At 46.0% G+C, this 26261-nt stretch carries 20 protein-coding genes and 1 pseudogene; 9 read left to right on the forward strand and 12 right to left on the reverse strand.

Features of this window, described 5'->3' with window-relative positions; genetic code table 11:
• Positions 1-48: 48 nt before the first annotated feature.
• Entirely contained in the window at positions 49-2895 is a 2847-nt protein-coding gene (uvrA, locus tag IDJ76_RS13605) for an excinuclease ABC subunit UvrA (RefSeq protein ID WP_191163881.1), read from the reverse strand.
• A gap of 239 nt (positions 2896-3134) precedes the next feature.
• On the opposite strand from uvrA, the gene IDJ76_RS13610 reads away from it, so the two are divergent.
• On the forward strand, positions 3135-4430 hold the full coding sequence (locus IDJ76_RS13610) for an esterase-like activity of phytase family protein (RefSeq protein ID WP_191163882.1): 1296 nt from the start codon (positions 3135-3137) through the stop codon (positions 4428-4430).
• 309 nt (positions 4431-4739) lie between these two features.
• Here the strand turns inward: IDJ76_RS13610 and ispF are convergent, their stop codons facing one another.
• Both ispF and porV read right to left on the reverse strand, forming a co-directional pair.
• A complete protein-coding gene (gene ispF, locus IDJ76_RS13615) occupies positions 4740-5225 on the reverse strand; it encodes a 2-C-methyl-D-erythritol 2,4-cyclodiphosphate synthase (protein ID WP_191163883.1) in 486 nt (161 codons plus the stop codon).
• Positions 5225-6463 (reverse strand): type IX secretion system outer membrane channel protein PorV, encoded by a 1239-nt coding sequence (gene porV, locus IDJ76_RS13620; protein ID WP_191163884.1) that lies wholly within the window; start codon positions 6461-6463, stop codon positions 5225-5227. The genes ispF and porV overlap by 1 nt, the downstream gene beginning before the upstream one ends.
• A gap of 228 nt (positions 6464-6691) precedes the next feature.
• Here porV and IDJ76_RS13625 point away from each other — a divergent pair, with 228 nt between their 5' ends.
• Positions 6692-8299, forward strand: coding sequence for an SUMF1/EgtB/PvdO family nonheme iron enzyme (locus IDJ76_RS13625; protein ID WP_191163885.1), 1608 nt, complete (start codon positions 6692-6694; stop codon positions 8297-8299).
• A 251-nt stretch (positions 8300-8550) separates the two neighbouring features.
• Here IDJ76_RS13625 and IDJ76_RS13630 read toward each other — a convergent pair whose 3' ends face one another.
• Genes IDJ76_RS13630 through ileS form a run of 3 tightly spaced genes read right to left on the reverse strand, consistent with a single transcriptional unit; the run spans position 8551 to position 12924 of the window.
• The gene (locus IDJ76_RS13630) at positions 8551-9156 is read right to left on the reverse strand and encodes a lipoprotein signal peptidase (RefSeq protein ID WP_191163886.1); all 606 of its coding nucleotides are present in this window, start codon (positions 9154-9156) and stop codon (positions 8551-8553) included.
• On the reverse strand, positions 9157-9540 hold the full coding sequence (locus IDJ76_RS13635; protein WP_191163887.1) for a TraR/DksA family transcriptional regulator: 384 nt from the start codon (positions 9538-9540) through the stop codon (positions 9157-9159).
• Positions 9541-12924 carry an isoleucine--tRNA ligase gene (ileS, locus tag IDJ76_RS13640; RefSeq protein WP_191163888.1) on the reverse strand — a complete coding sequence of 1128 codons (3384 nt, stop codon included), beginning with the start codon at positions 12922-12924 and terminating at the stop codon, positions 9541-9543.
• A gap of 519 nt (positions 12925-13443) precedes the next feature.
• Between ileS and IDJ76_RS13645 the strand changes: the two genes are divergently transcribed.
• The 5 genes and pseudogenes from IDJ76_RS13645 (at position 13444) to IDJ76_RS13660 (ending at position 16706) form a co-directional block, all read left to right on the forward strand.
• The gene (locus IDJ76_RS13645) at positions 13444-15087 is read left to right on the forward strand and encodes a M28 family metallopeptidase (protein ID WP_191163889.1); all 1644 of its coding nucleotides are present in this window, start codon (positions 13444-13446) and stop codon (positions 15085-15087) included.
• A 245-nt stretch (positions 15088-15332) separates the two neighbouring features.
• Entirely contained in the window at positions 15333-15461 is a 129-nt protein-coding gene (locus IDJ76_RS21010) for a hypothetical protein (RefSeq protein ID WP_262892224.1), read from the forward strand.
• Between the two features lie 42 nt (positions 15462-15503).
• Positions 15504-15704, forward strand: coding sequence for a hypothetical protein (locus IDJ76_RS13650; RefSeq protein ID WP_191163890.1), 201 nt, complete (start codon positions 15504-15506; stop codon positions 15702-15704).
• Between the two features lie 17 nt (positions 15705-15721).
• Positions 15722-15994 (forward strand): annotated as a pseudogene (locus IDJ76_RS21245) (DUF3667 domain-containing protein); the annotation flags it as partial.
• Positions 15995-16505: 511 nt separating this feature from the next.
• Positions 16506-16706 carry a hypothetical protein gene (locus tag IDJ76_RS13660; protein WP_191163892.1) on the forward strand — a complete coding sequence of 67 codons (201 nt, stop codon included), beginning with the start codon at positions 16506-16508 and terminating at the stop codon, positions 16704-16706.
• Here IDJ76_RS13660 and IDJ76_RS13665 read toward each other — a convergent pair whose 3' ends face one another.
• Positions 16707-17483, reverse strand: coding sequence for an SDR family oxidoreductase (locus tag IDJ76_RS13665; protein WP_191163893.1), 777 nt, complete (start codon positions 17481-17483; stop codon positions 16707-16709).
• Positions 17484-17559: 76 nt separating this feature from the next.
• On the opposite strand from IDJ76_RS13665, the gene IDJ76_RS13670 reads away from it, so the two are divergent.
• Entirely contained in the window at positions 17560-17925 is a 366-nt protein-coding gene (locus IDJ76_RS13670; protein WP_191163894.1) for a diacylglycerol kinase family protein, read from the forward strand.
• Positions 17915-18640, forward strand: a complete 726-nt coding sequence (gene recO / locus IDJ76_RS13675) for a DNA repair protein RecO (RefSeq protein WP_191163895.1) — start codon at positions 17915-17917, stop codon at positions 18638-18640. The genes IDJ76_RS13670 and recO overlap by 11 nt, the downstream gene beginning before the upstream one ends.
• A gap of 7 nt (positions 18641-18647) precedes the next feature.
• Here recO and IDJ76_RS13680 read toward each other — a convergent pair whose 3' ends face one another.
• The 5 genes from IDJ76_RS13680 to IDJ76_RS13700 form a co-directional block, all read right to left on the reverse strand.
• Positions 18648-19331 (reverse strand): hypothetical protein, encoded by a 684-nt coding sequence (locus IDJ76_RS13680; protein WP_191163896.1) that lies wholly within the window; start codon positions 19329-19331, stop codon positions 18648-18650.
• Positions 19331-23530, reverse strand: a complete 4200-nt coding sequence (locus tag IDJ76_RS13685) for an MBG domain-containing protein (protein ID WP_191163897.1) — start codon at positions 23528-23530, stop codon at positions 19331-19333. The genes IDJ76_RS13680 and IDJ76_RS13685 overlap by 1 nt, the downstream gene beginning before the upstream one ends.
• Before the next feature lie 145 nt (positions 23531-23675).
• Positions 23676-24776, reverse strand: a complete 1101-nt coding sequence (locus IDJ76_RS13690; RefSeq protein WP_191163898.1) for an AI-2E family transporter — start codon at positions 24774-24776, stop codon at positions 23676-23678.
• 64 nt (positions 24777-24840) lie between these two features.
• Complete coding sequence (locus IDJ76_RS13695; protein WP_191163899.1) at positions 24841-25083, reverse strand: hypothetical protein; 243 nt, start codon at positions 25081-25083, stop codon at positions 24841-24843.
• A 247-nt stretch (positions 25084-25330) separates the two neighbouring features.
• Entirely contained in the window at positions 25331-26248 is a 918-nt protein-coding gene (locus tag IDJ76_RS13700) for a glycosyltransferase (RefSeq protein WP_191163900.1), read from the reverse strand.
• Positions 26249-26261 lie beyond the last annotated feature (13 nt).

The following is a 26261-nucleotide window of genomic DNA, read 5'->3' on the forward strand; positions in this document are numbered from 1 at the left end:
GTTATGAAGATACGGATTTTAATAACATGTACAGCTTTCTGTACGTAATTATTTTATCCCCATTTCCTTTTTCAAGAACTGGCCGGTGAAGCTTTCTTTTACTTTGCACAAGCCTTCTGGTGTGCCGCTGTAAAGGATTTTGCCACCGCCCGATCCGCCCTCCGGACCAAGGTCTATCACATGGTCAACTACTTTTATTACATCCAGGTTATGCTCGATAACCAGTACGGAATTGCCTTTATCAACCAATTGATTTATTACACCGAGCAACACGTTGATATCTTCGAAATGCAGGCCGGTAGTAGGCTCGTCTAATATATAAAAGGTATTTCCTGTGTCTTTCTTAGACAGCTCGGTGGCCAGTTTTACCCGCTGTGCCTCGCCACCGGATAGGGTGGTAGATGATTGCCCCAGCGTGATGTATCCTAACCCAACGTCAAACAACGTTTTAACCTTGCGGTAAATAGCCGGGATATGCTCAAAAAACGGCGTGGCATCCTCAATACTCATATCCAGCACATCGCTGATGGATTTACCGCGGTAGCGTACTTCCAATGTTTCGCGGTTATAGCGTCTGCCTCCACATTCTTCGCAGGGCACCTGCACATCCGGCAAAAAATTCATTTCTATTACTTTTTGGCCCGCTCCCTGGCAGGTTTCGCAGCGGCCCCCCTTTACGTTGAACGAGAAACGACCGGGTTTATAGCCACGGATGCGCGACTCCGGCAATGCTACAAACAAGTTGCGGATATCCGAGAAAACACCTGTATAAGTAGCCGGGTTGCTTCGCGGTGTACGGCCAATAGGTGTCTGGTCTATTTCAATTACCTTATCGATATGCTCCAGCCCTTCAATTTTATCATAAGGAAGCGGGTGCTTTTTGGCGCGGAAGAAATGGTGGTTAAGGATAGGGTATAGGGTCTCGGTAATTAAACTCGATTTACCACTGCCCGATACACCGGTAACCCCAATCAGTTTACCTAACGGGAAATCAACCGAAACCTTTTTTAAATTATGGCCTGTAGCCTTTTTTAAAGTTAATGTCTTACCGTTACCCTCGCGGCGTTTGGCCGGGATAGCTATCTCGCGCTCGCCGTTAATATATGATGTGGTGAGTGTATGGTGCAGCATCAGTTCGGCCGGTGTGCCTTGTGCAACTATCTGCCCGCCGTGTACACCTGCTGCCGGGCCCATGTCAATTACATGGTCGGCTTCTAATATCATGTCCTTATCGTGCTCGACTACTAAAACAGTGTTGCCCAGATCACGCAGGTTTTTGAGTGCGTTTATTAAACGTTCGTTATCACGCTGGTGCAGACCAATACTTGGCTCATCTAAAATGTACATCACATTCATTAGTTGCGAACCTATCTGCGTGGCCAAACGGATGCGCTGCGCCTCGCCGCCCGAGAGGGTTTTTGCTGTACGGTCCAAGGTTAAATAACTCAACCCTACATCCAGCAGGAAACCTATCCGCGCGCGGATCTCTTTCAAGATCTCTTTAGCTATCACGTTCTGGCGTTCGTTCAAACGGCTTTCCAGATCGGTGAACCAGGTACTTAACGTAGTGATATCCATCGTTGCCAGTTCGAAGATGTTTTTGGCATCTACCTTAAAGTGCAGCGACTCCTTCTTTAAACGGGCACCATCACAAACCGGGCAGGTACGCAATACGCGATAGTTTTCCATATCGTCCATACCTTCGTCGTTACGGCGTTCCTGCTGCTCTTCCAGCATTCGGATGATCCCGTCGAACGAGATCTGGTAACTTTGTACGTTCCACTTGTTATACTCCACCGCCACGCTGATCATATCCGGCGCGCCGTTCAGGATGAGATCCAGTTGATCACGCGTTAACTTTTCTACCGGTGTGCTCAGGCTAAAATCGTATTTCTTAGCCAGCGCTTTCAACACCTGGAAGATCCAGGTCTCACGGTACTCGCCGATGGGGGCCAGGCCACCGTTCATGATGCTGAGTTTAGGGTTCGGGATCACGGAAGCTTCGTCCACCTCGAAGATATAACCCAGGCCATTACACTTTTCACAGGCACCGTAAGGCGAGTTGAACGAAAAGGTATTGGGCTGTGGCTCATCATAAGAGATGCCCGATACCGGGTCCATCAAAAACTTACTGAAATAAGCTACGTTATTGTCTTTATCCGCAATGCGGATGATGCCTTTCGAGATCTTGAGGGCCGATTGCAGCGAGGTGTAAAGCCTTTTGCTATCAGCTTCGCTCACCACCAGGCGGTCAACCACGATATCAATATCATGGATCTTGTAGCGGTCTACCTGCATTTTAGGTTCCACATCGGCAACAGCGCCGTCAATGTAAACCTTCAGGTAGCCCTGCTTGCGGATCTGCTCAAACAATTCGCGGTAGTGGCCTTTACGGGCTTTTACCACGGGTGCTAATATATTTACGGGTTGCCCGTCAAACTTTTCAAAAATTGTTTTCAGGATCTGGTCCTCGCTCATGCGCTCCATCTTCTCGCCGGTAGTGTAGCTGTAGGCATCACCTGCGCGGGCAAAAAGTAAGCGCATAAAATCATAGATCTCGGTAATAGTGCCTACCGTACTCCGCGGGTTTTTGCTGGTGGTTTTTTGCTCGATGGCAATAACAGGGCTCAATCCCGATACCTTGTCAACATCCGGGCGCTCCATGCCGCCCATAAACTGGCGCGAGTAGGCCGAAAATGTTTCCATATAACGGCGCTGCCCCTCGGCATAAATGGTATCAAATGCCAGTGACGATTTGCCGCTGCCGCTTAACCCGGTTATCACAACCAGCTTATTGCGGGGGAACGATACATCGATATTTTTTAAATTATGTACCCGGGCACCATACACTTCTACTTCACTTTGCTCGCCCAGGTCTAACGGTTTTTCAATCATATATGCTGTAAAAAACAAGTTAAGTGCGGCTTGGTTTTATCCGGCTGCACTATTACTAAAAAAGTTCGCAAATATACGCAAAAACGCCCGGCAATCATAGCGTTAGCCCCGGCGTGGATATGCTCGTTCGTGTAAAATTTAAGCGAAAATAGCCGGTCACTCAAATTGTTTTAAAGTTAACATTCCGTTTATATGGCAATGCGTCCTTTGCCTATTAACATAACATCAAATTTATTTAAATGAAAAGACCTTTACTTGGTATTTTGGCGCTTGCTGCCATCAGCTTTACGGCTTGTAAAAAAAATACAACCGATACGGTAACCCCGGTTGTTTACCCGGATATGGCAGAGGCCAGCGACCCCGCCCTGCTATTTACCACCAGCTTAGGTGTAAAGGTTTTTAACGGCGGCTTTGGTTCGTCGGTAGCGGCAGACCCTAACGATCCGAATGTTTTTTACCTGATGACCGACCGCGGGCCGAACGTGGCCGGTACGATACCTAACTCCATAATTTTAGGAAAGGCTGATTTTACCCCGTCGATAGGTAAGTTCCGTTTAAAGGATGGCAAACTGTTTTTAGAACAAACTATTGAGTTTAAGAACGCCGCCGGGGTTAAGCTTAACGGCCTACCTAACCCTGCGGGGCAAGGTGCAACAGGCGAGGTGCCTTATGACCTTAATAATAAGGTGCTGGATACCAGTGCCGACGGGATAGATTCGGAAGGTTTGGTTTTAGCGTCTGATGGCACATTTTGGGTGAGCGACGAGTACGGGCCGCACATTGTTCACTTTGATGCTACAGGTAAAACTATTGAGCGTATTAACCCATTTGGTAGCGGTACAGGCGGCCGTAAATTGCCGCTGGTATTTGCCAAACGCAGGCCTAACCGCGGGATGGAGGGTTTGGCCATCACACCCGATGGTAAAACATTGGTAGGTTTAATGCAATCACCTATGTACAACCCATCATCGGCTGCTATCTCGGGCTCGGTGGTGCTACGCATCCTTACCTTTGATATCGCTACAGGTACAACCAAACAGTATGCTTACCTGATGGACCTTGCAACGCTTACCGGCTGCAGCGAGATCACCGCGCTTAGTGCAACCACCTTCCTGACCATTGAGCGCGACGGTTTATACGGCGGTGCGCCAACTAACCCATCTGCTTTCAAAAAAGTGTTTAAGATCGATATCAGCAACGCGACCGATATTTCTGACGCGGCCAACAGTGCCAACGGAAAATTATTTGGCGGGAAAACAGTTGAGGAATTGAAAGATGCTGCAGGTTTAACAACAGCCGGTATCATCCCGGTAACCAAAACATTAGTACTGGATCTGTTAAAAGACCTGCCGACCATCTACCCGCATGATAAGGCCGAAGGTATTGCGCTGATCAAAGGTAACATCCTGGTGATCTCTAATGATGATGATTTTGGCGTGGTAGATAACGGTGCCAGCGGTTTTGCCCAAAAGATATTACCATTAAGCAATACCATCGATCATAACCGGTTATATTTCAAAAAGCTGAATTTATAATCTGCTGATTAACCATTAATATTTACAAGCCGGCCCCAAGGGGCCGGCTTTTTTATTTTATAAGATTACAACTCATTAAAAAACCATGTCATTGCGAGGAGCGATAGCGACGTGGCAATCTCATAGGATGATTAGGCACCATGCTCAACAGCGGGTGTTGCGGGTAAAAGAAGAAATCTCACCGCGCAGTGTCGCCCAAAAATCGAGCTAATCCCCTCTTGAGAGGGGCAGGGTATGTTATTTATTGAGCTTTGCAAATTGCCACAAGCGGGGACGCTTGTGGTAGCGGAGGAGTCACCCAAAATTTAATTACCCCACCCGCTCTATCAAACAAACCGCGTAAGCGACAACGCCTTCTTCGCGGCCTATAAAGCCCAGCTTTTCGTTGGTGGTGGCTTTGATAGATATGTCATCTATATCGATGCCTGCGGCTTCGGCAATGTTGGCTTGCATGGTGGGTATATGCGGGTTTATCTTGGGTGCTTCCAGGCACACCATCGCATCTATATTGCCTATCTGCCAGTTCTTTTCGGCTAATAGCTTGATAACATGCTGTAATAAAACAAGGCTGCTGATGCCTTTCCAGCGGTCGTCTGTATTAGAAAAGTGAAAACCTATATCGCGCAGGTTGGCTGCACCTAAAAGGGCATCGCAAATAGCGTGGAGCAGTACATCGGCATCAGAATGCCCGTAGGCACCGCTGGTGTGTTCTAAGTTTACACCGCCTAATATAAAAGGATGATCGTGCTTGAGTTGGTGCACATCAAAACCAAAACCTACTTTTATTTTAGCCATTATCGTTGCGAAGGAGGAGTAGAAGCTGGTGGTGGAATAGTTGCAGGGCCGCTTGGTGCCACAGCAGCCGGTGCCGCTTTTGCGCCACTGCCACGGCCAAAACTGGCCGACAAGGTGAAACGGATAGTATTTGCTAATGGGCTGTTTTGTTGACTTGCCGCCAGGTAAGAAAAATCGAAATTAAATTCCTGGTACTTTAAGCCAACACCAAAGGTGGCATAGTGCCTATTGCCCTTGTTAGGGTTTTCGTAAAAATAACCGGCACGAATGGCAAAACGGTTAGCATAAAGATATTCTACCCCCGGCGAAAACGAATATTCTTTCAACTCTTCGCTAAAGCCGCCCGGTGCATCACCAAATGATTGAAACAGGCCCGCCGGTACAGAAACATTATCATCATGGCCCGATACGATGTTGCCGTTATTATCCCGTATTGGCGGGGTAGGCACCAGCAATTTATTGATATCGAAAGCAACGGTAAACTTGTTGGTGCTATCCAACGCCCAGGTATTGGCTACACCGATCTTTAAGTTGGTTGGCAAAAAGTATTTGGTACCCCCATCGCTGTAACTAATCTTTGAACCGATGTTAGAGATGTTTGTACCGAATGCAAAGGTTTTATTATCGCCATAAGGTTTATTATAAAACAAGGATACGCCTGCCGATATGGCGTTGCCCGCCTTGTTTTGCTGCCCCCCGCCCGAAACGAACGCCCCGTTAGAGAAGTTGGAGTAGATATAGCGCATGGTTAAACCCAGTGATAGGTTAGGCCCGAACTTGCGTGCAAATGAGGCATCTAATGAAAACTCACTTGGTTTATAAGTACCCTGGTCAACCTGGTTCTGGTCGATCAGTTGTATCGACCCTAAGTTAAAATACCTTAACGACGCACCGAAAGTATTCCGATTGTCTAGTTTATGGGAATAGCTTAAATAAGCCAGACTAACATCGGGCACCAGGTGCCGTAGCCAGGGGCTGTATGACAGGGAGATATCGTTATTGGTTTCCAAAAAGGCCAGCTTTGCGGGGTTCCAATAATTGGCGTTAACATCCGGAGATGTAGCTACACCTGCATCGCCCATGGCACCCGCACGTGAATCGGGTGTGATATTTAAAAATGGTACGGCCGTTGATATTGCATTTGCACCACTGCCGTTTGTATTGGTTTGCGCCAATGCAAATACAGGTAAGCTAAACAGAATACAAAACGTAAGATTTTTTGTAGTAAAAAACTTCATTGGGTGCAATTTAGTCTTATTATTTAAAATAATAAAAATATGCTTACGTTAAAAAAACATAATTGGTTCCGGCATAAAACCGATAATAGATCAAATTAGTGTAACTCATTAAATAAATAATACGTTTAACATAACTTATGCCGATTATCTGTTATTTTAGGTTCGCGAATAGGTTATCATTTATTAACTGATTTTATTTAGATTTACCTCCAATATATTTTGCAAAATATGAAAGTACTTTTTACTAATACTGCTTTAGTGTTGCTGGGTTTAGGCGCTTTGTTAAGCAGCTGCAGTAAACCACCAACGTCGCAAAAAACGGGGTTGAAATATAACGACGCCAAAAACGGTGGTTACGTGCGTTATCGGCAAACACACCCAAGCCCGGGGCCGGGCCTTATCCCTATCGAGGGCGGTACCTTTGTTTTGGGTGGCAGTGCCGACCAGGACGTAAGTTTTGAATACAACAACGTGCGCCGCAGGGTAACTGTACCTTCATTTTATATGGACGAAACCGAGGTATCTAACCAGGACTGGCTGGATTACCTGCACTGGATAGCCATTACCTTTCCGGATGATAGGGAGTACTACTACAATGCTATCCCTGATACTTTAGTATGGCGTAAACCATTATCATACAACGAACCTTACGTAGACAACTACCTGCGCCACCCTGCATTTCAGGATTACCCGGTTGTAGGTGTTACCTGGGACCAGATACAGGACTACTGTACCTGGCGTACCGACCGTACCAACGAGAATATTTTACGTGAAGGCGGCCAGTTAGTAACCTGGAAAGATGCATCAAAAAAAGGCGCGCCTGCTGTTCAAAACACGCAGCCGTTTAACACAGATATTTACCTGAACGGGCAATTGACCGGCCCGGGTATCGACGGCAAGAAAAGGCCGAAAGACCTGAGCCCTGCAAGGGCAGGTGCTACTGCTGCTGCCACAAAAGGTGGTGCGCGCAGACCAGTACGTTTAGAAGACGGGATCCTGAAATCGGGCTACCGCTTACCATCAGAGGCCGAGTGGGAATACGCTGCTTTGGCATTGGCCGGCAACACCCAATTTGAAAACATTAACGACGGTAAAATTTACCCTTGGAACGGCCTGGGCGTACGCTCGCCAGCTAAAAACACACGCGGTTTAATTTTGGCCAACTTTAAACGTGGCCAGGGCGATAACGCAGGTGTTGGCGGTGGCTTGAATGATAAGGCTGATATTACTGCACCCGTGCGTTCATTCCCGCCGAATGATTTTGGTTTGTACAACATGGCAGGAAATGTGAACGAATGGGTTGCCGATACTTATCGCCAAACTTCATTTGAAGATGTTGATGATTTTAACCCCTTCCGTGGCAACGAATTTTCTAATAAACGTTTAGCCGACCCGGTAAAGGGTTTGTATGCTAAAGACAAGTACGGGCGCCCTATTAAAGATGCATCCAAGACAAATAAAAAGTTAAAGTATGCAGATATGATTGCGCAGCAACAAGGCCTCAACAACGCACCGGCAAACGGCGCAACACCGCCAAGTACTGTTGCGGGCAAAGCCTACACTGCAGATAATAGGGGTTATGGCGATACCGTGAACACTGTATTATATGGCACAACCACGTTAGTTAGCGATCACTCTAAGGTTTACAAAGGCGGCTCGTGGAACGATATGGCTTACTGGTTAAACCCGGCGACCCGCCGTTTTATGAACCAGGATGATGCTAGTGCCGAAGTTGGTTTCCGTTGTGCAATGACTATGGTTGGCGCACCAGAGATAAACTCGGGCGGTAAACAGTACTTCCCGGTTAAAAAGGCAAAGAATTATAAGGGGAGATAATCTCAAATCCGGAATCGTATTTAACGAGATCTGAAACATACAACACATCCCGGTTACGAAAGTGACCGGGATTTTTATTTAGGGAATCATCGGAGGGGTGCTATTTAGCACTTAGGAAAACGCAGGTCTTTGTACACCTCTATTATATTCATTGTTATCTAAGAAGCTGTACTGATAAAACACAAAAGCCGCCTGCTGTTTAGCGGCGGCTTTTGTGTTTTGAAATCCTTTACTTAGAGCAGGCGGAAGTTTTATTCCTCTACCATTTCGCTGTTAGGGCTGGATTCTTCTATCGTTTCTTGCTTAAAGTAACGCTTTTGGTTCAGCAGGATCATGATCACACCTACCGATATAGCCGAATCGGCCAGGTTAAATACCGGGCGGAAGAAGATGTATTCTTCACCACCCCACACCGGCAACCATTTAGGGAATACGCCCGATAACAGCGGGAAGTAAAACATATCTACCACACGGCCATGAAATAAGGCAGCATAGTGATAAATAATACCGTAAAAAGCAGAGTCGATAATATTACCCACTGCACCTGCAAGGATCAGCGCCACCATCATAATTAAACCCCGGTGATACCTGTGTTTGATCAAATGTACCAATCCGTAGCCAATACCACATACAGCAACGATACGGAAGAGTGTCAACACCAACTTTCCAAAATCGCCGCCTAATTCCATACCGAAGGCCATACCGTTGTTCTCGGTATAATGTAACATGCCCCGGTTGCCCAGCAGGTGAATTTCTTCGCCCAGTTGCATGTGTGTTTTCACCCAGATCTTAATTACCTGGTCAAGCAGAATAATAATTGCAGCAGTTAAAAAAGGTTTAGTATAAGCTGCCTTCATTTATTGCTTCAGTTTAGCTTCCATGGTTAAGGTGGTGTGCGGTACGGCACGTAAACGTTCCTTAGGGATCAGTTTGCCGGTTTCGCGGCAAATACCGTAAGTTTTGTTTTCGATGCGTACCAGGGCAGCTTCTAATTGCTCTATAAACTTCTTTTGGCGGGCGGCCAGTTGGTTTATCTGTTCTTTCTCTAACGTTGCAGATCCATCCTCCAGTGTTTTGTAAGTACCGGCTGTATCGTCAGTTCCGTTCGCGTTAGGCGAGCTTAGTGAAGTAGCTAAAGCGTTCAGCTCTTCTTTTGAGCTGCGCAATTTTTCTAATAACAAATCTTTAAATTCAACTAATTCCGAGTCTGAATATCTCGTTTTTTGTGTTTCTGTGCTCATTTAACTTTTACTAATAGCTATTAAAATTTCATATCCGTCTATCTCTACTTTATCCCCCTCAATTAACTGACTGTCAAGCTCAAAGCTATCAGCTAAAATTTCGGCGCAAATGTATGATAAATTATTCTTTACTGCTTCGGCAATATATTCGCTGTTGCTGATGCGGACGGTTATCCGGTCGGTAACTTCAAATTCTTTGGCCTTACGCAAGTTTTGTATCCGGTTGATCAATTCCCGGGATATTCCCTCCTGTATTAATTCATTGGTTAGCGTAACATCTAAAGCAACGGTTAGTTTGCCTAAATTTGCAACTTGCCAGCCGGGTACGTCTTCGGCAATGATTTCTACATCGGTGGTGAGTAGTGAGTGGTGAGTAGTGAGTAGTTGTAAACTACCCTCATTCTCTAACCTTGCTATATCGTCCTGGGTAAGTTTACCAATTTCTTCTGCAACCACTTTCATATCCTTGCCTACCTTAGCACCCAGGGCCTTAAAGTTTGGTTTGATCTTCTTTTTAATAAAGCCGGCAGTATCGGTAATGTATTCGATGCTTTTAATGTTAGTTTCAGACAAGATCAGTTCTTTCACCTTCTCTATCTGTACCTTAAAGTTCTGGTCCAGTATCGGCAATAAAATTTTGCTTAAAGGGCGGCGAACAGGGATCTCTATCTTTTTACGTAACGATAATACCAATGACGAAATATCCTGCGCCATTTGCATGCGCTCTTCTAAGGCAGTATCAACTAAATCGTTATGATACTCCGGGTAGTAGGCCAGGTGTACAGATTCAAATTCCTCTTTATTGGTAACGCTGTTCAGATCGGTATATAAACGCTCGGCAAAGAACGGCGCTATAGGCGACATTAATTTGCTGATGGTGACCAAACAGGTATAAAGCGTTTGATAAGCCGATAACTTATCGTCCGAGTTATCTGAACGCCAGAAACGGCGGCGGCTTAATCTGATGTACCAGTTGCTGAAATGCGCGTCCACAAATTCCTGGATAGCACGGGCAGCTTTGGTTGGCTCAAAATCGGCGTAATAACCGTCAACCTCTTTGCTCAGGGTATTTAATAAGGAGATGATCCAGCGGTCAAGCTCGGGGCGTTTATCCAGGGCTATCTCGGCTTCTTCGTATTTAAACTGGTCGATATTGGCGTATAGCACAAAGAACGAGTAGGTGTTATACAGCGTACCGAAGAATTTACGGCGTACTTCGTCCAATCCCTCGATATTAAATTTAAGGTTATCCCACGGCGCCGCGTTACTGATCATGTACCAGCGGGCTGCATCGGCACCAAACTTATTGATGGTTTCGAACGGATCGATACCGTTGCCTAAACGTTTAGACATCTTGTTACCGTTCTTGTCCAGCACCAGGCCGTTAGATACCACATTGCGGAACGCTACACCTTCATTGCCTACAAGCTGGTTAACAGCCTTCACCTCGTCGCTGGCTTCACTCAGCATTACCGCTATAGCATGCAGGGTAAAGAACCAGCCGCGGGTTTGGTCAACACCTTCGGCAATGAAATCGGCAGGGTAGGCGTTTTGGAATTCTTCTTTGTTCTCAAAAGGGAAGTGCCATTGCGCATAAGGCATAGCACCGCTGTCAAACCAAACGTCAATCAGGTCGGGCTCGCGGAACATTTTTTTGCCTGCGGCAGATGTTAAAATCACATCATCCACATACGGGCGGTGCATATCTTCCAGCTTAAAGCCGGCGGGCATAAATCCTGCTGCGATTGATTTTTCAATCTCGGCATTCAATTCAGCTATCGAACCGATGCATTTTTCTTCTGTACCATCTTCCTCCCGCCAGATAGGCAGCGGGGTGCCCCAGTAGCGCGAACGCGACAGGTTCCAGTCTACCAGGTTTTCCAACCAGTTACCAAAGCGGCCGGTACCGGTGCTTTCCGGCTTCCAGTTGATGGTTTTGTTTAGTGCAACTAATTTATCCTTTACGGCTGTAGTACGGATGAACCAGCTATCCAGCGGATAGTACAGGATAGGCTCATCACTACGCCACGAGTGCGGGTAGCTGTGTTCGTATTTTTTAACGTCGAACGCTTTATTCTCGGTTTTTAATTTGATGGAGATCAGTACGTCGGTTGGTTTAAAACCTTCTTCGGCGCGCTCTTCATTGCTGTAATATTCCTCTTTAACGTAACGGCCTGCAAAGTCGGTCACTTCGTCAACAAAGCGGCCTTGTTTATTCACCAACGGAACTTCCTTGCCTGCTTCGTCATGCACCATTACTGATGGTACGTTGTTTTCCTTACATGCCCTAAAGTCATCCGCACCAAAAACAGATGCGGTGTGTACAATGCCGGTACCATCTTCGGTAGTTACAAAGTCGGCAGGGATTACCCGGAAGGCATTGGCTTCGAGGTCGGCATTGGTTACGTAGGGCATTAGCTGCTCGTAGTGTATACCAACAAACTGCGCACCGGTATAAACGCCTTTATTGACCCAGGGGATAATTTTATCGCCGCCTTTGTAATCTTCAAAAGAAGCGTTCTCGCCTTCGGCCTTAAAAAATTTGCCCAACAGGTCTTGCGCTAATACGACCGTTACCGGCTCGTAAGTGTAGGGATTAAAAGTGCTGATCTTTACATAGCTGATCTTCTCGCCAACGGCTAATGCACAGTTAGCGGGTAAGGTCCACGGGGTGGTTGTCCAGGCTAATATGTATAGCGGCGAATCGATATTTTCAAAAAGGAATTCTGAATCCTTGTCGCGTTTAACTTTAAATTGAGCGGTGATGGTGGTATCCTTCACCATTTTGTAAGTACCCGGCTGGTTCAGCTCATGCGAACTTAAGCCGGTACCCGATTTGGGCGAATAGGGCTGTACGGTATAACCCTTGTACAACCAGCCTTTTTTATACAATTCGCTTAGTATCCACCAAAGGCTTTCAATGTATTCATTCTCGTAGGTAACATAAGGGTTTTCCAGATCTACCCAGTAACCCATCTTTTCGGTCAGGTCGTTCCAAACATCGGTATAGCGCATTACCTCCTTACGGCAGGCGTCGTTGTATTCTTTTACCGAGATCTTTTTACCAATATCGTCTTTAGTGATGCCTAATGATTTTTCTACAGCCAGTTCGATAGGCAGGCCATGGGTATCCCAACCGCCTTTACGTTTAACCTGAAAACCTTTTAATGTTTTGTAACGGCAAAAAATATCCTTGATGCTACGGCCCATAACGTGATGGATACCGGGCATACCATTAGCGCTTGGCGGGCCTTCGTAAAACGTGTAGGGTTTACTTGCGGGCCTGCTGGTTATGCTTTTTTCAAATATGCCGTTCTGCTTCCAGAAAGCCAGCACATCTTTGCCTGTTTCAGATAGATTTAACTGTTTATATTCCTTGTACATCAATATGTTCGCCTGAATTTTAAAGGTTGCAAAAATACGGAATTTAATATTAAAAAGGGAGTGAATGGCTTATTTATGAGGTTAAGCTTTTGTTGTATTTATGTGCAGGGAATTGTTGGTGTTGAGAATGAATTGCAGGCGCCGAAGCTGACTCACCCCCTTCCCCTTCTCTGCTGCGCAAAGAGGGGGTGTTTTCTTTAGTTTCATTGCCGTTGACTTTAGTCAACGGATACGCTAAAAGCTAATGGGGCTTTAGCCAAACTGACAGTGCGGCTAAAGCCTGACTTATTAGGCGGTTTATCCGTCCCATGAATGGGACGGCAATGAAATTAAAAATGGCGGATATTCTATTCGATCCCCCCCCTGCTCCTCAAAGAGGGGGTCTTTTTCCTTTCTTATCTTAAATTTCCTTTCCTACCCTCTTTGCGCAGCAGAAGGATCGACCAGTCCCGACTATCGTTGGGATTGGGGTGAGTTGTCTTTGATTTTTATACATTTGGTAAACTAACTTTTGCTTTCATGAAATATATCAGCCTCATCGCCTTAACCGGCTTTGCCTTATTGGCAAGCTGCTCGTCAAACCCTAAAAAAGAAACTGCCGCAGCTACTACCGATACCGTTTTAGCCGCCGATATTAAACAGCACATCGCCGTTTTGGCTAACGACTCATTACTGGGCCGTAAACCTTTTACTGTTGGCGAAGAAAAAACTATAGCCTACATAGCAGCCCAGTTCAAAAAAATGGGATTGGAGCCGGGTAACAAAGGCAGTTACTTTCAGGATGTGCCGATGGTAGAGATCAAATCGAACCCGGCAGATATGACGATAGCAGGCAAAGCAACCATGGACTTAAAACCAGGAATGGACTTTGTGGCATCTACCCGCCGCGAGGTACCTGCTATTAATCTTAAAAACTCTCCGCTGGTATTTGCGGGTTACGGGATTGTGGCCCCCGAATATAAATGGAACGATTACGCCGGATTAGATGTTAAAGGCAAAACTGTTGTGGTGCTGGTGAACGACCCGGGCTTTCAGTCGCCGGAGAAGTTTTTCAAAGGCGATACCATGACCTACTATGGCCGCTGGACTTACAAGTATGAAGAGGCCGCCCGCCAGGGTGCCGCGGGTGTATTGATCGTACACCAGACAGAACCCGCCAGCTACGGATGGCAGGTAATTCAAAATAGCTTCTCGGGCTCTAAACTATATTTACAACAGGCCGATAAACACATGAACCGCTGCCAGGTAGAAGGCTGGATAAGCGAGGAGGTGGCTAAAAAATTATTAGGCGATGCAGGTGTAACCGGTGATATCCGCGCCTATGCCCGTAAAAAAGATTTTAAGGCGGTGCCGCTGAACAGCACGGTATCGTTAGCATTAACTACCAAGCTGAAGTACGCCATGTCGCACAACGTAATAGCGACCTTGAAAGGCAGCACCACGCCCGACGAGTATGTGTTATACAGCGCGCATTGGGACCATTTCGGGATCAATAAACCGGTTGCGGGAGATAGCATTTACAACGGCGCGGTGGATAATGCCAGCGGTGTTGCATCCGTATTGAGTATTGCTAAACTGTTTACGCAGCAAAAGGAAAAACCGAAACGCTCAATCGTTTTCCTGAGTGTTACCGCCGAAGAGCAGGGCCTGTTAGGATCTGAGTATTACGGCACGCACCCGGTTTACCCGTTAAACAAAACCGTTGCTGACTTAAACCTCGATGCCTTATCAGACTTTGGCGAAACCAGCGATTTCTCGATCACCGGCAAGGGCCAGAACGACCTGGATGATTACGTGGAAGCTTTAACCAAACCATTAGGCTGGACGGTTGTGGGCGATACCAAACCAAGCTCGGGCAGTTACTACCGGTCAGATCATTTTAACTTTGCCAAAGTGGGCGTACCCGCTTTAGACCTGCACAACGGCGCTAACGCTGTAGGCCATGATACCGCCTGGGGCCAGGCCAAACTGAAGGAATATAACGAGAAGCATTACCACCAGCCATCAGACAGTTACAGCGATACCATGAACACCAAAGGCATGGCGCAAACTACCGAGCTGATGTATAAATTGGGTGTAAAACTAAGTAACGAAACCACCTTCCCGGGCTGGAAAGCAGGATCAGAATTTAAAGCGATCAGGGATAAAGCGATGGGGAAATAAGGGTTGATTATGCGGGTCCTCGCATCGGAAAGTGTCCACGCTTTACGAAATTCCACCAATGAGCTTCCACGCTTGCGAAAGACGCAAGCGCGGACGCTTTACCCGGCGGGTTGCACTTCTGATATGCTCAAAGGCACGTAAAATTAAATAGTGCAAATTAGAGATTTTTAGAGGTGATAAATTAATATTTAGGGCCATAAGAGCTCAGTAATTGAAAGTCTGTCCGATATAATAAAGAGAGTCAAATGGCATACCATGTTAAAATACTTGGGAATGGTGTTCCGCTAACCGTTCCGCTGCCTGTTCCGTTTTTTGAAAAGGTGTTCCGCAGTGTTCCGTTTTTAGCGGAACGGAACACTGCAAACGGAATGTAAAATACCTGCTTAATTCTTCGCTAATTCTCTTATTTTGCAGCCATGAGAAAACAAGTAAAGCGGACTATTTACATGATCGTTATTTCCGTAATATTATTTTCGGCATCTATGGCTGTACCGGTGCTTTATCATACCAAGGCACGCGAGTATTTGCAGGGCGCCGCTTTCGGCTTAATGGTCGCCGGCATTATTAGCATCGGTATAATTTTATATGATAATTATTTTAAGGAGAATAAAGCGTAATTTCCCGTTAAAATTTTATGCATCACCAAACCTCGCCTATACGCACCAATTGCGCTAATTGTGGTACTACGCTTGCAGGTAAACACTGCCACGAGTGCGGGCAAAAAGCGGGTGTACACCGCTTAACGCTTCACGAGCTGTTTCATGAGGTTTGGCACGTATTTACACATACAGATAAAGGCATCCTGCGGCTCATCAAAGATATGTTTACCCACCCGGTAAGCGTTTACGAAGGCTACTTTGGCGGGCAGCGCAAAAAATATTTTAGTCCGGTGCTTTTCTTTTTGGTAACAGCGGGGATCCTTGCCTACCTGTACCCCCATGTTTTCGACTATGAAGACAGGGTGACCAATATGCATAACGAATTTGGGCGAGCCATGTATCACATGGTTAAATACCGCGCTTTAATATTGCTTCCGGTTGAGGCCTTGCTGCTATGGCTTGTTTTTCATAAAAGGTTTAACCTGGCAGAGGTAATGGTTTTTATGCTTTTTTGCCTTGGCTTTACCTATACCATCTGCATTGTGGCAATGCCTGTTTATTTTTTGTTAATCACGCACAAAGCATTCATAGATAATACCCTCATCATCGTTACCTATCTCATCATATTGCTCCATGGCAGCCTGGTGCTTGCACGGAAGCAACCTGCGTACCTACTGGCGATGGTATTATTGGTGAATGCTTTTTACCTGATGGATGGCTTTCTGCAGCTTTACCTCCTATTTGATGATAAAATGCTGGATAATCAAAATATACACGGCCTGGACGACGCTATTAAATTAATGTACACTTTCTATTAATATGACAGACAGAACGCGTTTTATAATTGCCGTAACAGGATTGATCCTTTCGGTAATTGTATTTCTTTTATTTACGTTTATCCCTCAACTGGCAGCTTCTGCCAAAGCCGATTTTTGGCAGGGTTTTTCTGGTGGCATAGCGTTAGGCTCATTCTTAGCGGTGCTGCACTACGGCAACGGATTAAGAAAAAGGCGCGCCTGATCACATAATGGCCCGGTTAGCGCCGCCATCAACCTGTATGGTGGTACCGCTGATGTAGCTTGCCTGTTCTGATGCCAGGAAGGTTACCAAAGCCGCCAGTTCTTCCGGTTTACCTATGCGCCCCAAGGGGATGCTTTTTGCCTTTTCTTTGATGGCCTCATCGGGGTCCATGCCTTTGGGCAAAGTGTGTTTGATGCGGTCGGTTAATATCAGGCCCGGTGCAACATTGTTTACTGTAATGTTGTAAGGCCCATATTCGTCGGCCATTAATTTTGCCATCCCCACTACGCCCATCCGCATAGCGGTAGATAGTACCGAATTGCCCAACACCGCCTTTACAGATCCGCTGATGATATTGATAATGCGCCCGCCGCCAACTTGTTGCATATACGGCAGTACTTGCTTACTCGTACGGGCAAAACTTAATAAGTTAAGGTCAAACGCTTTTTGCCATTGCTCATCATCAAAGTTCTCGAATTTATCAAAGGGCGGCCCGCCCGCATTGTTCAGCAAGATATCGATCCGGCCGAATGTATTGCCTGCCTTTTTTATAAAATCGCTTAGCTGTAAAGCGTCTGATACATCAACGGGGATGGCAACCACTTCATTACCCGTAGCTTTTTTGATCTCGTCAGCGGTTTTATTTAGTTGCTCCGCATCGCGAGAGCCAATGATAACTTGAGCACCCTCCTGCGATAAGCTTAGCGCGATGGCCTTTCCCAAACCCTTGCTGGCCGCCAGTATTAGGGCAACCTTTCCTGTCAATTTCAGATCCATAGTTTTATAACGGTGTTTTTGTGGGTTTGTTCAACCCAAAAATGAATACAAATGTGCAGATTTGTATATCAATAACATGAACAAACTCATCCGCAGCTTTGGTTTTGCCTTTAAGGGATTAGGCTATGCCTTTAAAACCCAGCAAAACTTCAGGATCCATTGCTTCGCAGCCATTTTGGCCTGTGCGTTCGGCTATTTCCTGCATATCACTACCGATGAATGGCAATGGGTAATGCTTTGTATCATGCTGATGATGGTTGCCGAGTTATTGAATACCGCTATCGAAGCGCTTGTCGACCTGGTATCGCCGGATTATAATGAATTGGCAGGGCGCGTAAAAGATGTGGGCGCGGCGGCGGCATTGGTGGTGGCTATTTTTTCGCTGGCTACCGGCATCATCATTTTTGTGCCAAAATTACTACTGCTTGTAAATGCTGCATAAAACCAGGGGCATTGTTTTTAAAACAACCGACTACAGCGAAAGCAGCGTAGTAGTACAGATCTTTACCGAAAAGTTCGGCCTGCAATCATACATCATTAACGGGGCGCGCAAGCCAAAAGCTAAAATTGGCCGTAATATGCTGCAAACGTTAAGTTTGGTAGATATGGTGGTGTACCACAAAGCGGCGGGTAATATCCAGCGGATCTCAGAATTAAAGAACTTGCCGCAACTGCAATCCATCCCTTACGATATCATAAAAAGCTGCCTGGCTATGTTCATGAATGAGGTTTTGTATAAGGCGATTAAACAGCAGGTTGCCGACGAGCAAAGCTTCGATTTTATATTTAACTCCATTGAACTGCTTGACCATGCCGATAAGGGGCTGGCAAACTTCCACCTGGTTTTTTTAATTCAGCTTACGCGATATCTTGGGTTTTACCCGCATGGCACCCAGTTGGAAAACGCCAACTACTTTGATATGAAGAACGGCGTGTTTAGCCCCTACAAACCTGATAGCGCATCCTACCTGTCGCCGCCGCATACCAGCAATTTTTATAACCTGCTCAAAAGTGGTTTCGGCCACATCGAAGAGATCAAACTCCGTAACGACGAACGCCGCTACCTGATCAGTAAACTACTGGAATACTACGCCTTGCATATAGAGGGTTTCGGCAATATCAAATCGCACGAGGTATTGGAAGAAGTGCTGGGGTAATGCAACACTACTTCACAAAGAAATTCCCCGTACCCGAGTCCGAGATGTTGTTATTAGCATCTACCGTTACAATCCGCCAGTAGTAGGTGGTGTTGGCACTTACCGTAACATCGTTCACAAAGCTATCTGTAACGCGCTGACGGAAAACATCCGGGTTAGAATTCGGGCCAAAATAAACTATGTAGCCGGTGATATTATTATCAACCGCACTACCTTTCCAGGTCAGGTTTATCTTGGTTGTACCGGAAGGAAGCACTTGCCCGAATGTCGGTGTTAACAGTTCGGCAGGGAATGGGGCATAGGTGGTAATCCCAGCTCCGGCATTGTAAAACTTCCAGACTTCGCTATCTGTCTTAGTGTCTGATTTGGACGACTTAGCCGTAACTGACCACGAGTAGGGCGTGTTGCGCAGCAAGGTAACCGTTGCGTTTGGTGTTGGCGTATTTTGCACAATATCCTTTTGGGTCAGCAGGTTTTTGATGGTAAGGTCGTAGCTTTCCGTATTTTCGGCTGGGTTCCATGAAAATGCTACCGAACTTTCGGTCGCAGATAATATCACACCAGTGTTGCAGGTAAGGTCTTTAAGCGGCGCTACCAAAGTAGCCTTGCCGGGTGCAGGGGCCGAATTATTGCCGCCTTTGCCACAGGCCGCAAAAATAAAAACCAGGGCTATTATATATATCCGTTTCATTATTTCTTAATTATTTTATAACCACTCTGTTTGTTATCCAGCCCCAGGTTAAGGTAATAGAAACCGTTGGCGATAGCCGACAAGTCGATTTCCAGAATGCCCGATTTGTTGGTATACTGTTTATTATACGCCGGTTTGCCATCTGTTAAGCCGACAATATTCACGTTAATATTTTTGATGTTCAGATCGCCGATGTTGACGTACAAAACATTGCTGAACGGGTTGGGGAACGGGGTTATCTTATCGCTCAGGTTAATCTCCCGCTCTACTATGCCCTGGCATAAATTATCGGTAGTAATGGTCATTTTATTGGTGCCGGATAATAGCGGCAAGGTAACATCATGCTGGCTGGTGGTGTATTTGGCACCGTTGAGCATGATGGTAAATGTGCTGCCGCCATCAAGCTGCAGGTTAATGTTGTTAAGCGTACGGTTCACTACCGAGTAAACCGACAAATCTTTTGGCTCTGTAATGTTAACCTGGTAGCATTGTAAAAACGTTTCGCCCTCTATGGTAAAACAAACCGAATAGTTACCCGGAGAAAGGCTGTTAATTGCCAAACTATCCGTAAAAGGCAGCGAGGTATTAAAGCCATTACCCGTAACCACTGCCGTATATTTAAGCTTTTGCCCTGCTGTAATATGGATAGAACCATTGTTGCTACCTTTGCAGCTTACGCTTACCAAACGCAGTTTAAAGTTATCTGCCGATAGCTTTAATTGCGCGAGTACATTGGTGTATAGTGAGTAAGTAGTGTATTTATTTGCGGTAATGTTTACGTTGTAAGAACCGGTTTGGGTAGCAGTGAAGGTAGAATCCGTAGCACCCGGTATTGGCGTACCATAGAGTGTCCATTGGTATTTATAACCAGATGACGGGCTTGCCTTCAATACAACTGAGCCTCCCTTTACGATAGTAGTTGAGCCTACCGAGGTGATTACCGGTACAGGGAATACGGTTAATTTACCTGCTACGTAGTTGAAGGAATAATTTGCTGCATCGCCGCCGCTTACAGTTATAGGGTAAACACCAACAGCCGTGCCGGTAACTACCGTTGTTTGCGCCACCGGCTTTTTAGTAAGTATGGTGGTGTCCTGCCCGTTCACAAAGCCGTCGTATGTAAGTGTTAAGGAAGGATTATCCTTCGCTTCGGTTTTAATAATATCATTGGCGGTAACGGTTAGTATGGCTTTGTTTACCACAAGTGGTTGCTGTACCGGGGTAGCCGCAGTATAATTGGCGTCGCCGGCCTGGCTGGCTGTTATGGTTGTTGTGCCTGCGCCAATCAAATGTACTTTATTGTTAACAATGGTCGCTACCGCAGCGTTGCTGCTGGTGTAGGTAATGGCTGCCAGCGTATCTGTACCGGTGGCACCGGGGTTAAAATCAGCAATGCCATAAGTTACCGGTGCCGGTGTTTTAAACGTGATGGTGCGTGTACCGATGGCCACACTTAAATTTACGGTGGTTTTAAAGATACCGCTATTATTATAGGCCGTTACCACATAGTCGGTTGTCGTAAATTTAATTGTTGGGGTACCGCTTATTACGCCTTTACCATCAATACTTAAGCCAACAGGTAGTTGAGGGCTGATGCTAAAACCGGCAACCGTAACCTTGCGGATCACACTGTTAAAGGCGTCGGCAATTAACAGGCTGCCCTGACCGTCGAACTTTAAGCCCATATTGCCTTTGTAACCGGCAAGGGTATCTAAGCCGTCGGTATATGATTTTGACGAGTTGCCGGAGAATGGCACCGTGCCGGTAGGCTTACCATTAGAATTGAATTGTAAAATAGTGTAAGCTTTGGCTGTGGAAAGGTAGATCCTGTTTAAATTATCAACAGCGATACCTATAGGTTCGTTGTAAATAGTATCTGTAATGGTTTTAACAATACCCGATGGTGTGATACCGCGAATACATTTGTTACCCTGATCGGCCACGTAAATGTAACCGGCACTGTTTACAGCCACACTGTAGGGTGCCCTGAATGCTGCTGCCGTGCCTGTGCCATCCCGCAAACCAGGTGAACCGGAGCCAGCAAGGGTGGTGACCAAACCGGCAGGTGTTATCTTGCGGATAAGGTTATTATAGGTATCGGCAACAATTAAATTGCCGTCTTTATCTATGGCTACACTATTGGGTAAGGTAAAACTTGCTGCAGTGCCCTGGCCATTTGCGCGGCCTGCATTAAGCTGCCCGGCCAAAGTGGTCACCAGGCCTGTAGGCGTTATCTTACGGATCATGTTGTTTCCAAAATCGGCTACGTAAACGTTGCCTGCCTTATCAACCGCTATGCCTGCCGGGTAATTGAACGATGCCGCAGCACCCTGCCCGTTGGCAGACCCCTTTGTGGGTTGCCCGGCTAAAGTGGTAACCACGCCTGTGGCAGAGATCTTCCTGATCACGTTGGCATTTGCATCGGCCACATACACATTACCGGTGGCATCGTTAGTAACGCTTAGCGGACTGGAGAATGTGGCGCCTTTAGCTACCACCGTATCTTTACTGCCATACAGGCCGCTGCCCGCATAGGTGCTTGTGGTAGCGTAGATCTGGTTAGGTATGTCGCCGCCGTTTGACGCCGGGGTGATGGGTTTAATGGCAACATTTACCGTGAACGGTGCAATGGCACCGTAGCTGATGGCCGGGCCGTTAAGCGTGGGCTTATTAACCGTTAGCGATTGTGTTACCGGGGTAGCATCGTTATAGTTGGTGTTACCCGGCTGGCTGGCCGTTATGGTTGTAGCCCCGGGCCCGGTTACATGTATCAGGTTATCTACAATGGTTGCAACAGCTAAATTGCTGCTGGTGTACACAATAGTGTTAAGCGTATCGGTACTGGTAGCACCCGGCGAAAAATAATCGGCATCGCCATAGGTAACGGCGTTGAGTTTATTGAACGTTATAACTTTAGATCCTTTATCCACCGTAAGGTTGATGTTGGTGGTTATAGAGCCATTATTGTTGTAGGCTGTAACCGTATAATTAGTTGCCGGTGATACGATAGTAGGGGTACCTGTGATGCCGCCTGCTCCATCGAGGCTTAAGCCTGCCGGTAACCTTGGGGTAATGGCATAACCGTAAATCGCTACCTTACGGATCAGGCCGTTGAGCGGATCTGTTACCAGTAAGTTATTTTTACCGTCAAACTGTAAGCCCATACTGCCTTTATATTGGCTTAGGGTATCGGTGCTGTTTAAAAATGACTTGTAATAACCGCCGGAGAATGGCATTCGGCTTAATCGACCGCCGTTTGCGTCAAACTGTAAAATGCTGAAATCATTTTCGGTAGCCAGGTACAATCTGTTTTGATCATCTACTGTGATACTCACCGGGTTTTTATAGATCGTATCGGTAATGGTGGTTACAAAACCCGACGTACTTATTTTACGGATGCAGTTATTTGATTTATCGGCAACGTAAATATTGCCGTCACTATCGGCAGCCACGCTATAGGGCACCTGGAAAGTCGCTGTCGAAAACGAACCGTCCTTTCTGCCCTGGGCGCCGGTACCGGCTACAGTGCTTACATCTCCCGATGGGGTTATCCTGCGGATCAGGTTGTTATAAGAATCGGCGACGATCAAGTTCCCACTTTTATCGATGTTGATACCGTATGGCAAACTAAAACGGGCTGACAGACCCGGCCCGTTATCTTTACCGCTGTTGATATTACCTGCAAAGGTGGTTACCGCACCTGCGGGTGTAATTTTACGGATCATATTATTGCCAAAATCGGCTACAAATACGTTACCTGCCTTATCACACACGATACCCGTAGGGTAATTGAACCTGGCTGCGGTATCCTGGCCATTTTTAGCCCCGGCCTTGGTATTCCCTGCAAACGTGCTTACTAAACCTGCTGCCGAAATTTTTCTGATCAGGTTTAAGTTGGCGTCGGCCACGTACAAGTTACCATTGCCATCGTACGCCACGTTGATAGGGCTGGCGAAGTTGGCAAATGCGGCTACCGTATCTTTATATCCATACTGGCCGCTACCGGCAATAGTGCTTGCTTTAGAATATACGTCGGCAGGTATGGCGCCACCGGTCGAGGTTGGTTTGATGGTGCTGGTGGCAACGCCTACTGTTAATTTTTGAGGGGAGGTGTATCCAATTTTTGGAGCTTGCGCATAGCTGTTCCCGGCAAACAGCATTGAGATCAATAAAAAACACGCAAAGTAAAGTTTAACCATGTAATTGATTTAGTGTGTCAATAATAGCGTTTGAAAATAATAATATTTATTGGAAATATTATTATTTTCAGAGGTAATGTGCTAATAATTAGCCACAAACCAACGATATTTTCTTTACACTAAAACTTATAACTAATACTACAGTTTAATTACTTTTTGAAAATAAATTGGTGATGAAGTTGCGTTCCTTCTTATCTTTCTTTTTCTCTTTAGGCGGGCCTATCAAAAAGCCAATATCATTTAACGGCGGGGCATTGTCGCAAATTATTTTGAAAATGCCTAACAGCGGTACGGCCAGTATCATGCCGGGGATGCCCCAAACAGCCTCGCCTACTACGATGATCAGGATGGTGAACAATGGGTTTATATTGAGCCTGTCGCCCACCACTAAAGGCTCCAGCAGGTAGGTTTGTATCAGTTGTACACAGCCGTAGGTTATAATTACGCCAATGACTACTTTGGTATCGCCGCTTTGCGCAAGCGCCATTAAAACAGTAATGGATGTACCGGTGATGTTACCTGCAAACGGAACCAGTTCTAATATACCGCACAACACGGCAAAGAAAAGGGCGTTCTTAACGCCTACAATACTAAAGCCAATGCCGTACATTACCCATAGCATCACGATCATGAGGCCTAAACCACCCAAATATTGCTGGGTAACTTTACCCGCATTTTGTAATACCTCGCGCGTAGTGTCCCGATCTTCTGGTTTGAACAGGCGCAGGAGGAATTGCTTAAAATGCCCGCGGAAAAAAATGAACAGAAAGGTATAAACCAGAACCAAAATAGCATCGACCATAATGCCTGCCAATGAACCAACCAGGCCGGTTACGATGCCAGCTACCTGGCCCATACCGCTGCTTTGCTGCTCTTTGATTATTTTTTGCTGCTCTTGCGCAGAGATGCCGAAATGCTGCTTTACGTAAGTTTTAAGCCCCCCTAAAATACTATTGAACCTTTCTTCGATCTTCGACAGATCTTCTACCAGATCACTTACCTGGTATTGTAATAAAGTGATTATCCCGCCCACCAATAGCAGGAGTGCCACTACACTTAATGCTGACGATACCCCGTTACCTAAACCCCGCCCCTGCAGCCAACGGCAAAAAGGTAATAGTAACATAGCCAATATAAGGCCAAACGTTAAGGGGATTAATACGGCCCTGCCAAAAAATAGCACGACAAAAACTAATACAAAAAGGGCAAGGATGCGAAGCGTTTGATTGAGGTAGCTTATACTCATGAAGAAAGGTTTAGACAGGGTACATAACGATTAAGCCATGTACCCTGTAATTCAAGGTTGATGATTATCCTAAGATGCGCTTCCTGATATAATCGATGGCAGAGTCTGCCAGGTCATCACCGGAAGTTTGTGCCCAGCTACCGTCAGGCTGAACGGTTAGTACTGCGTTGGTCTTGTCTTCGATACATACAGTTACCTTATCTTGTTCTTTCACTACGGTGCAGGGCACTTCACGGCCCGAGTAGTGCAGCTGAAATTCGTATTTTCCATCTTTTTCAGCTGGTGTGGTGTCGTTTTGGTCTTTCATGGTTTAGTTTTTTAGGTTAACACCAAAAAACAAAGCAATGTTTCATGAACAAAAAAAGAGAAAGCTTTTGGCTCTCTCTTTTTTACATTTTTTTACTGACCTTATTAAATCATAAAGAACGCGGTGAGTGTTAGGACTGATTTTAACAATTAACCAAATATAATATCTGATTGTTAAACTCTTAATAAACAGGCGCCTATACTTATTAACATAGGCATTAATCTGATGGATAAATGTTAACAAGTGCTTATTTACTGCTCAAATACTTTATCCGTAACTGTTTTACCAGGCGGATGCCACGTTGTAATAATGTGCCCTTTCGGTTTTTAAGGAAATGTTTAATGGCCAGGTAGGCCTGTACATTTTCCTGCACCTGTGCCGGGAATTTTGTTACGGGCTTATCGGCTACCTGAACCCGGTACATGTGCTCGATGTTGGAATGAACGCCAGAGCCATCATGCCCGATGTTGTGGATAAGCGAATGCGACGGGTTAAGCGTTTGCCCGCCCTTTAAAAAAATGGATGCATACCACCTAATGGCCCACGAATTATTTTTGCCTGCTTTAAAGCCCTGCATCTGTTTCCAGAAATTCATGGTATGGTCTATAGAAAACTGTTTGATCTTCTGCTCATCAAACTGTGCCATCAGTTTATCAATATCCGGCTCGAAGTTTTTCCATGAACTTGCCCAGGTGGCCCATCCCCAGCTAAAGGCCGCACGAAAAAAGAAGGTTTCGGGCAGTGTTTTATCGGCCAGATCAAACATATAGGCGCCAATGTGCATTACCTGCTCTTCATCGGCGTATCGTGTTAGCGCATCGTTAAAGAAGCGGAGCGTGTAAGGGGAGGAGATCAGATCGTCCTCAAATACAATTACCTTTCCGTAAGTGTTGGTGAGTTGGCTAACCCCGGCAATGATAGAATTGGCCAGCCCCAAATTCTGATCCCTGGCAATAATCTTTACAGATCTGAAGCCCGTTACATCGCTGATGATCTGCCGTACCTCATCAACCGCCGCCCTGTCGTTGTCCGTCCGCACCCCATCGGAAAAAATAAACAAGTCGGACAAATCAGCCAGTTCATTTTTTTGCAAATAGCTTATCGTTTGGCGGGTATGATCGGGCCGGTTATAAACGAAAAGGGCTATGGGAGCGAGAGGGGTCAATTAACGATTGGGT

The organism is Mucilaginibacter glaciei, from assembly GCF_014773245.1.
GTDB lineage: Bacteria > Bacteroidota > Bacteroidia > Sphingobacteriales > Sphingobacteriaceae > Mucilaginibacter > Mucilaginibacter glaciei.

What these genes read in the sequence shown, in the direction of transcription:
- IDJ76_RS13670 (WP_191163894.1), top strand. Translation starts at nt 17,560, where the DNA reads ATGAACAAACTCATCCGCAGCTTTGGTTTTGCCTTTAAGGGATTAGGC.
- ileS (WP_191163888.1), bottom strand. Translation starts at nt 12,924, where the DNA reads ATGTACAAGGAATATAAACAGTTAAATCTATCTGAAACAGGCAAAGAT.
- IDJ76_RS13635 (WP_191163887.1), bottom strand. Translation starts at nt 9,540, where the DNA reads ATGAGCACAGAAACACAAAAAACGAGATATTCAGACTCGGAATTAGTT.
- IDJ76_RS13610 (WP_191163882.1), top strand. Translation starts at nt 3,135, where the DNA reads ATGAAAAGACCTTTACTTGGTATTTTGGCGCTTGCTGCCATCAGCTTT.
- IDJ76_RS13645 (WP_191163889.1), top strand. Translation starts at nt 13,444, where the DNA reads ATGAAATATATCAGCCTCATCGCCTTAACCGGCTTTGCCTTATTGGCA.
- IDJ76_RS13690 (WP_191163898.1), bottom strand. Translation starts at nt 24,776, where the DNA reads ATGAGTATAAGCTACCTCAATCAAACGCTTCGCATCCTTGCCCTTTTT.
- IDJ76_RS13650 (WP_191163890.1), top strand. Translation starts at nt 15,504, where the DNA reads ATGAGAAAACAAGTAAAGCGGACTATTTACATGATCGTTATTTCCGTA.
- IDJ76_RS13660 (WP_191163892.1), top strand. Translation starts at nt 16,506, where the DNA reads ATGACAGACAGAACGCGTTTTATAATTGCCGTAACAGGATTGATCCTT.
- ispF (WP_191163883.1), bottom strand. Translation starts at nt 5,225, where the DNA reads ATGGCTAAAATAAAAGTAGGTTTTGGTTTTGATGTGCACCAACTCAAG.
- porV (WP_191163884.1), bottom strand. Translation starts at nt 6,463, where the DNA reads ATGAAGTTTTTTACTACAAAAAATCTTACGTTTTGTATTCTGTTTAGC.
- IDJ76_RS13665 (WP_191163893.1), bottom strand. Translation starts at nt 17,483, where the DNA reads ATGGATCTGAAATTGACAGGAAAGGTTGCCCTAATACTGGCGGCCAGC.
- IDJ76_RS13680 (WP_191163896.1), bottom strand. Translation starts at nt 19,331, where the DNA reads ATGAAACGGATATATATAATAGCCCTGGTTTTTATTTTTGCGGCCTGT.
- IDJ76_RS13625 (WP_191163885.1), top strand. Translation starts at nt 6,692, where the DNA reads ATGAAAGTACTTTTTACTAATACTGCTTTAGTGTTGCTGGGTTTAGGC.
- IDJ76_RS13685 (WP_191163897.1), bottom strand. Translation starts at nt 23,530, where the DNA reads ATGGTTAAACTTTACTTTGCGTGTTTTTTATTGATCTCAATGCTGTTT.
- uvrA (WP_191163881.1), bottom strand. Translation starts at nt 2,895, where the DNA reads ATGATTGAAAAACCGTTAGACCTGGGCGAGCAAAGTGAAGTAGAAGTG.
- recO (WP_191163895.1), top strand. Translation starts at nt 17,915, where the DNA reads ATGCTGCATAAAACCAGGGGCATTGTTTTTAAAACAACCGACTACAGC.
- IDJ76_RS13695 (WP_191163899.1), bottom strand. Translation starts at nt 25,083, where the DNA reads ATGAAAGACCAAAACGACACCACACCAGCTGAAAAAGATGGAAAATAC.
- IDJ76_RS13630 (WP_191163886.1), bottom strand. Translation starts at nt 9,156, where the DNA reads ATGAAGGCAGCTTATACTAAACCTTTTTTAACTGCTGCAATTATTATT.
- IDJ76_RS21010 (WP_262892224.1), top strand. Translation starts at nt 15,333, where the DNA reads ATGGCATACCATGTTAAAATACTTGGGAATGGTGTTCCGCTAACCGTT.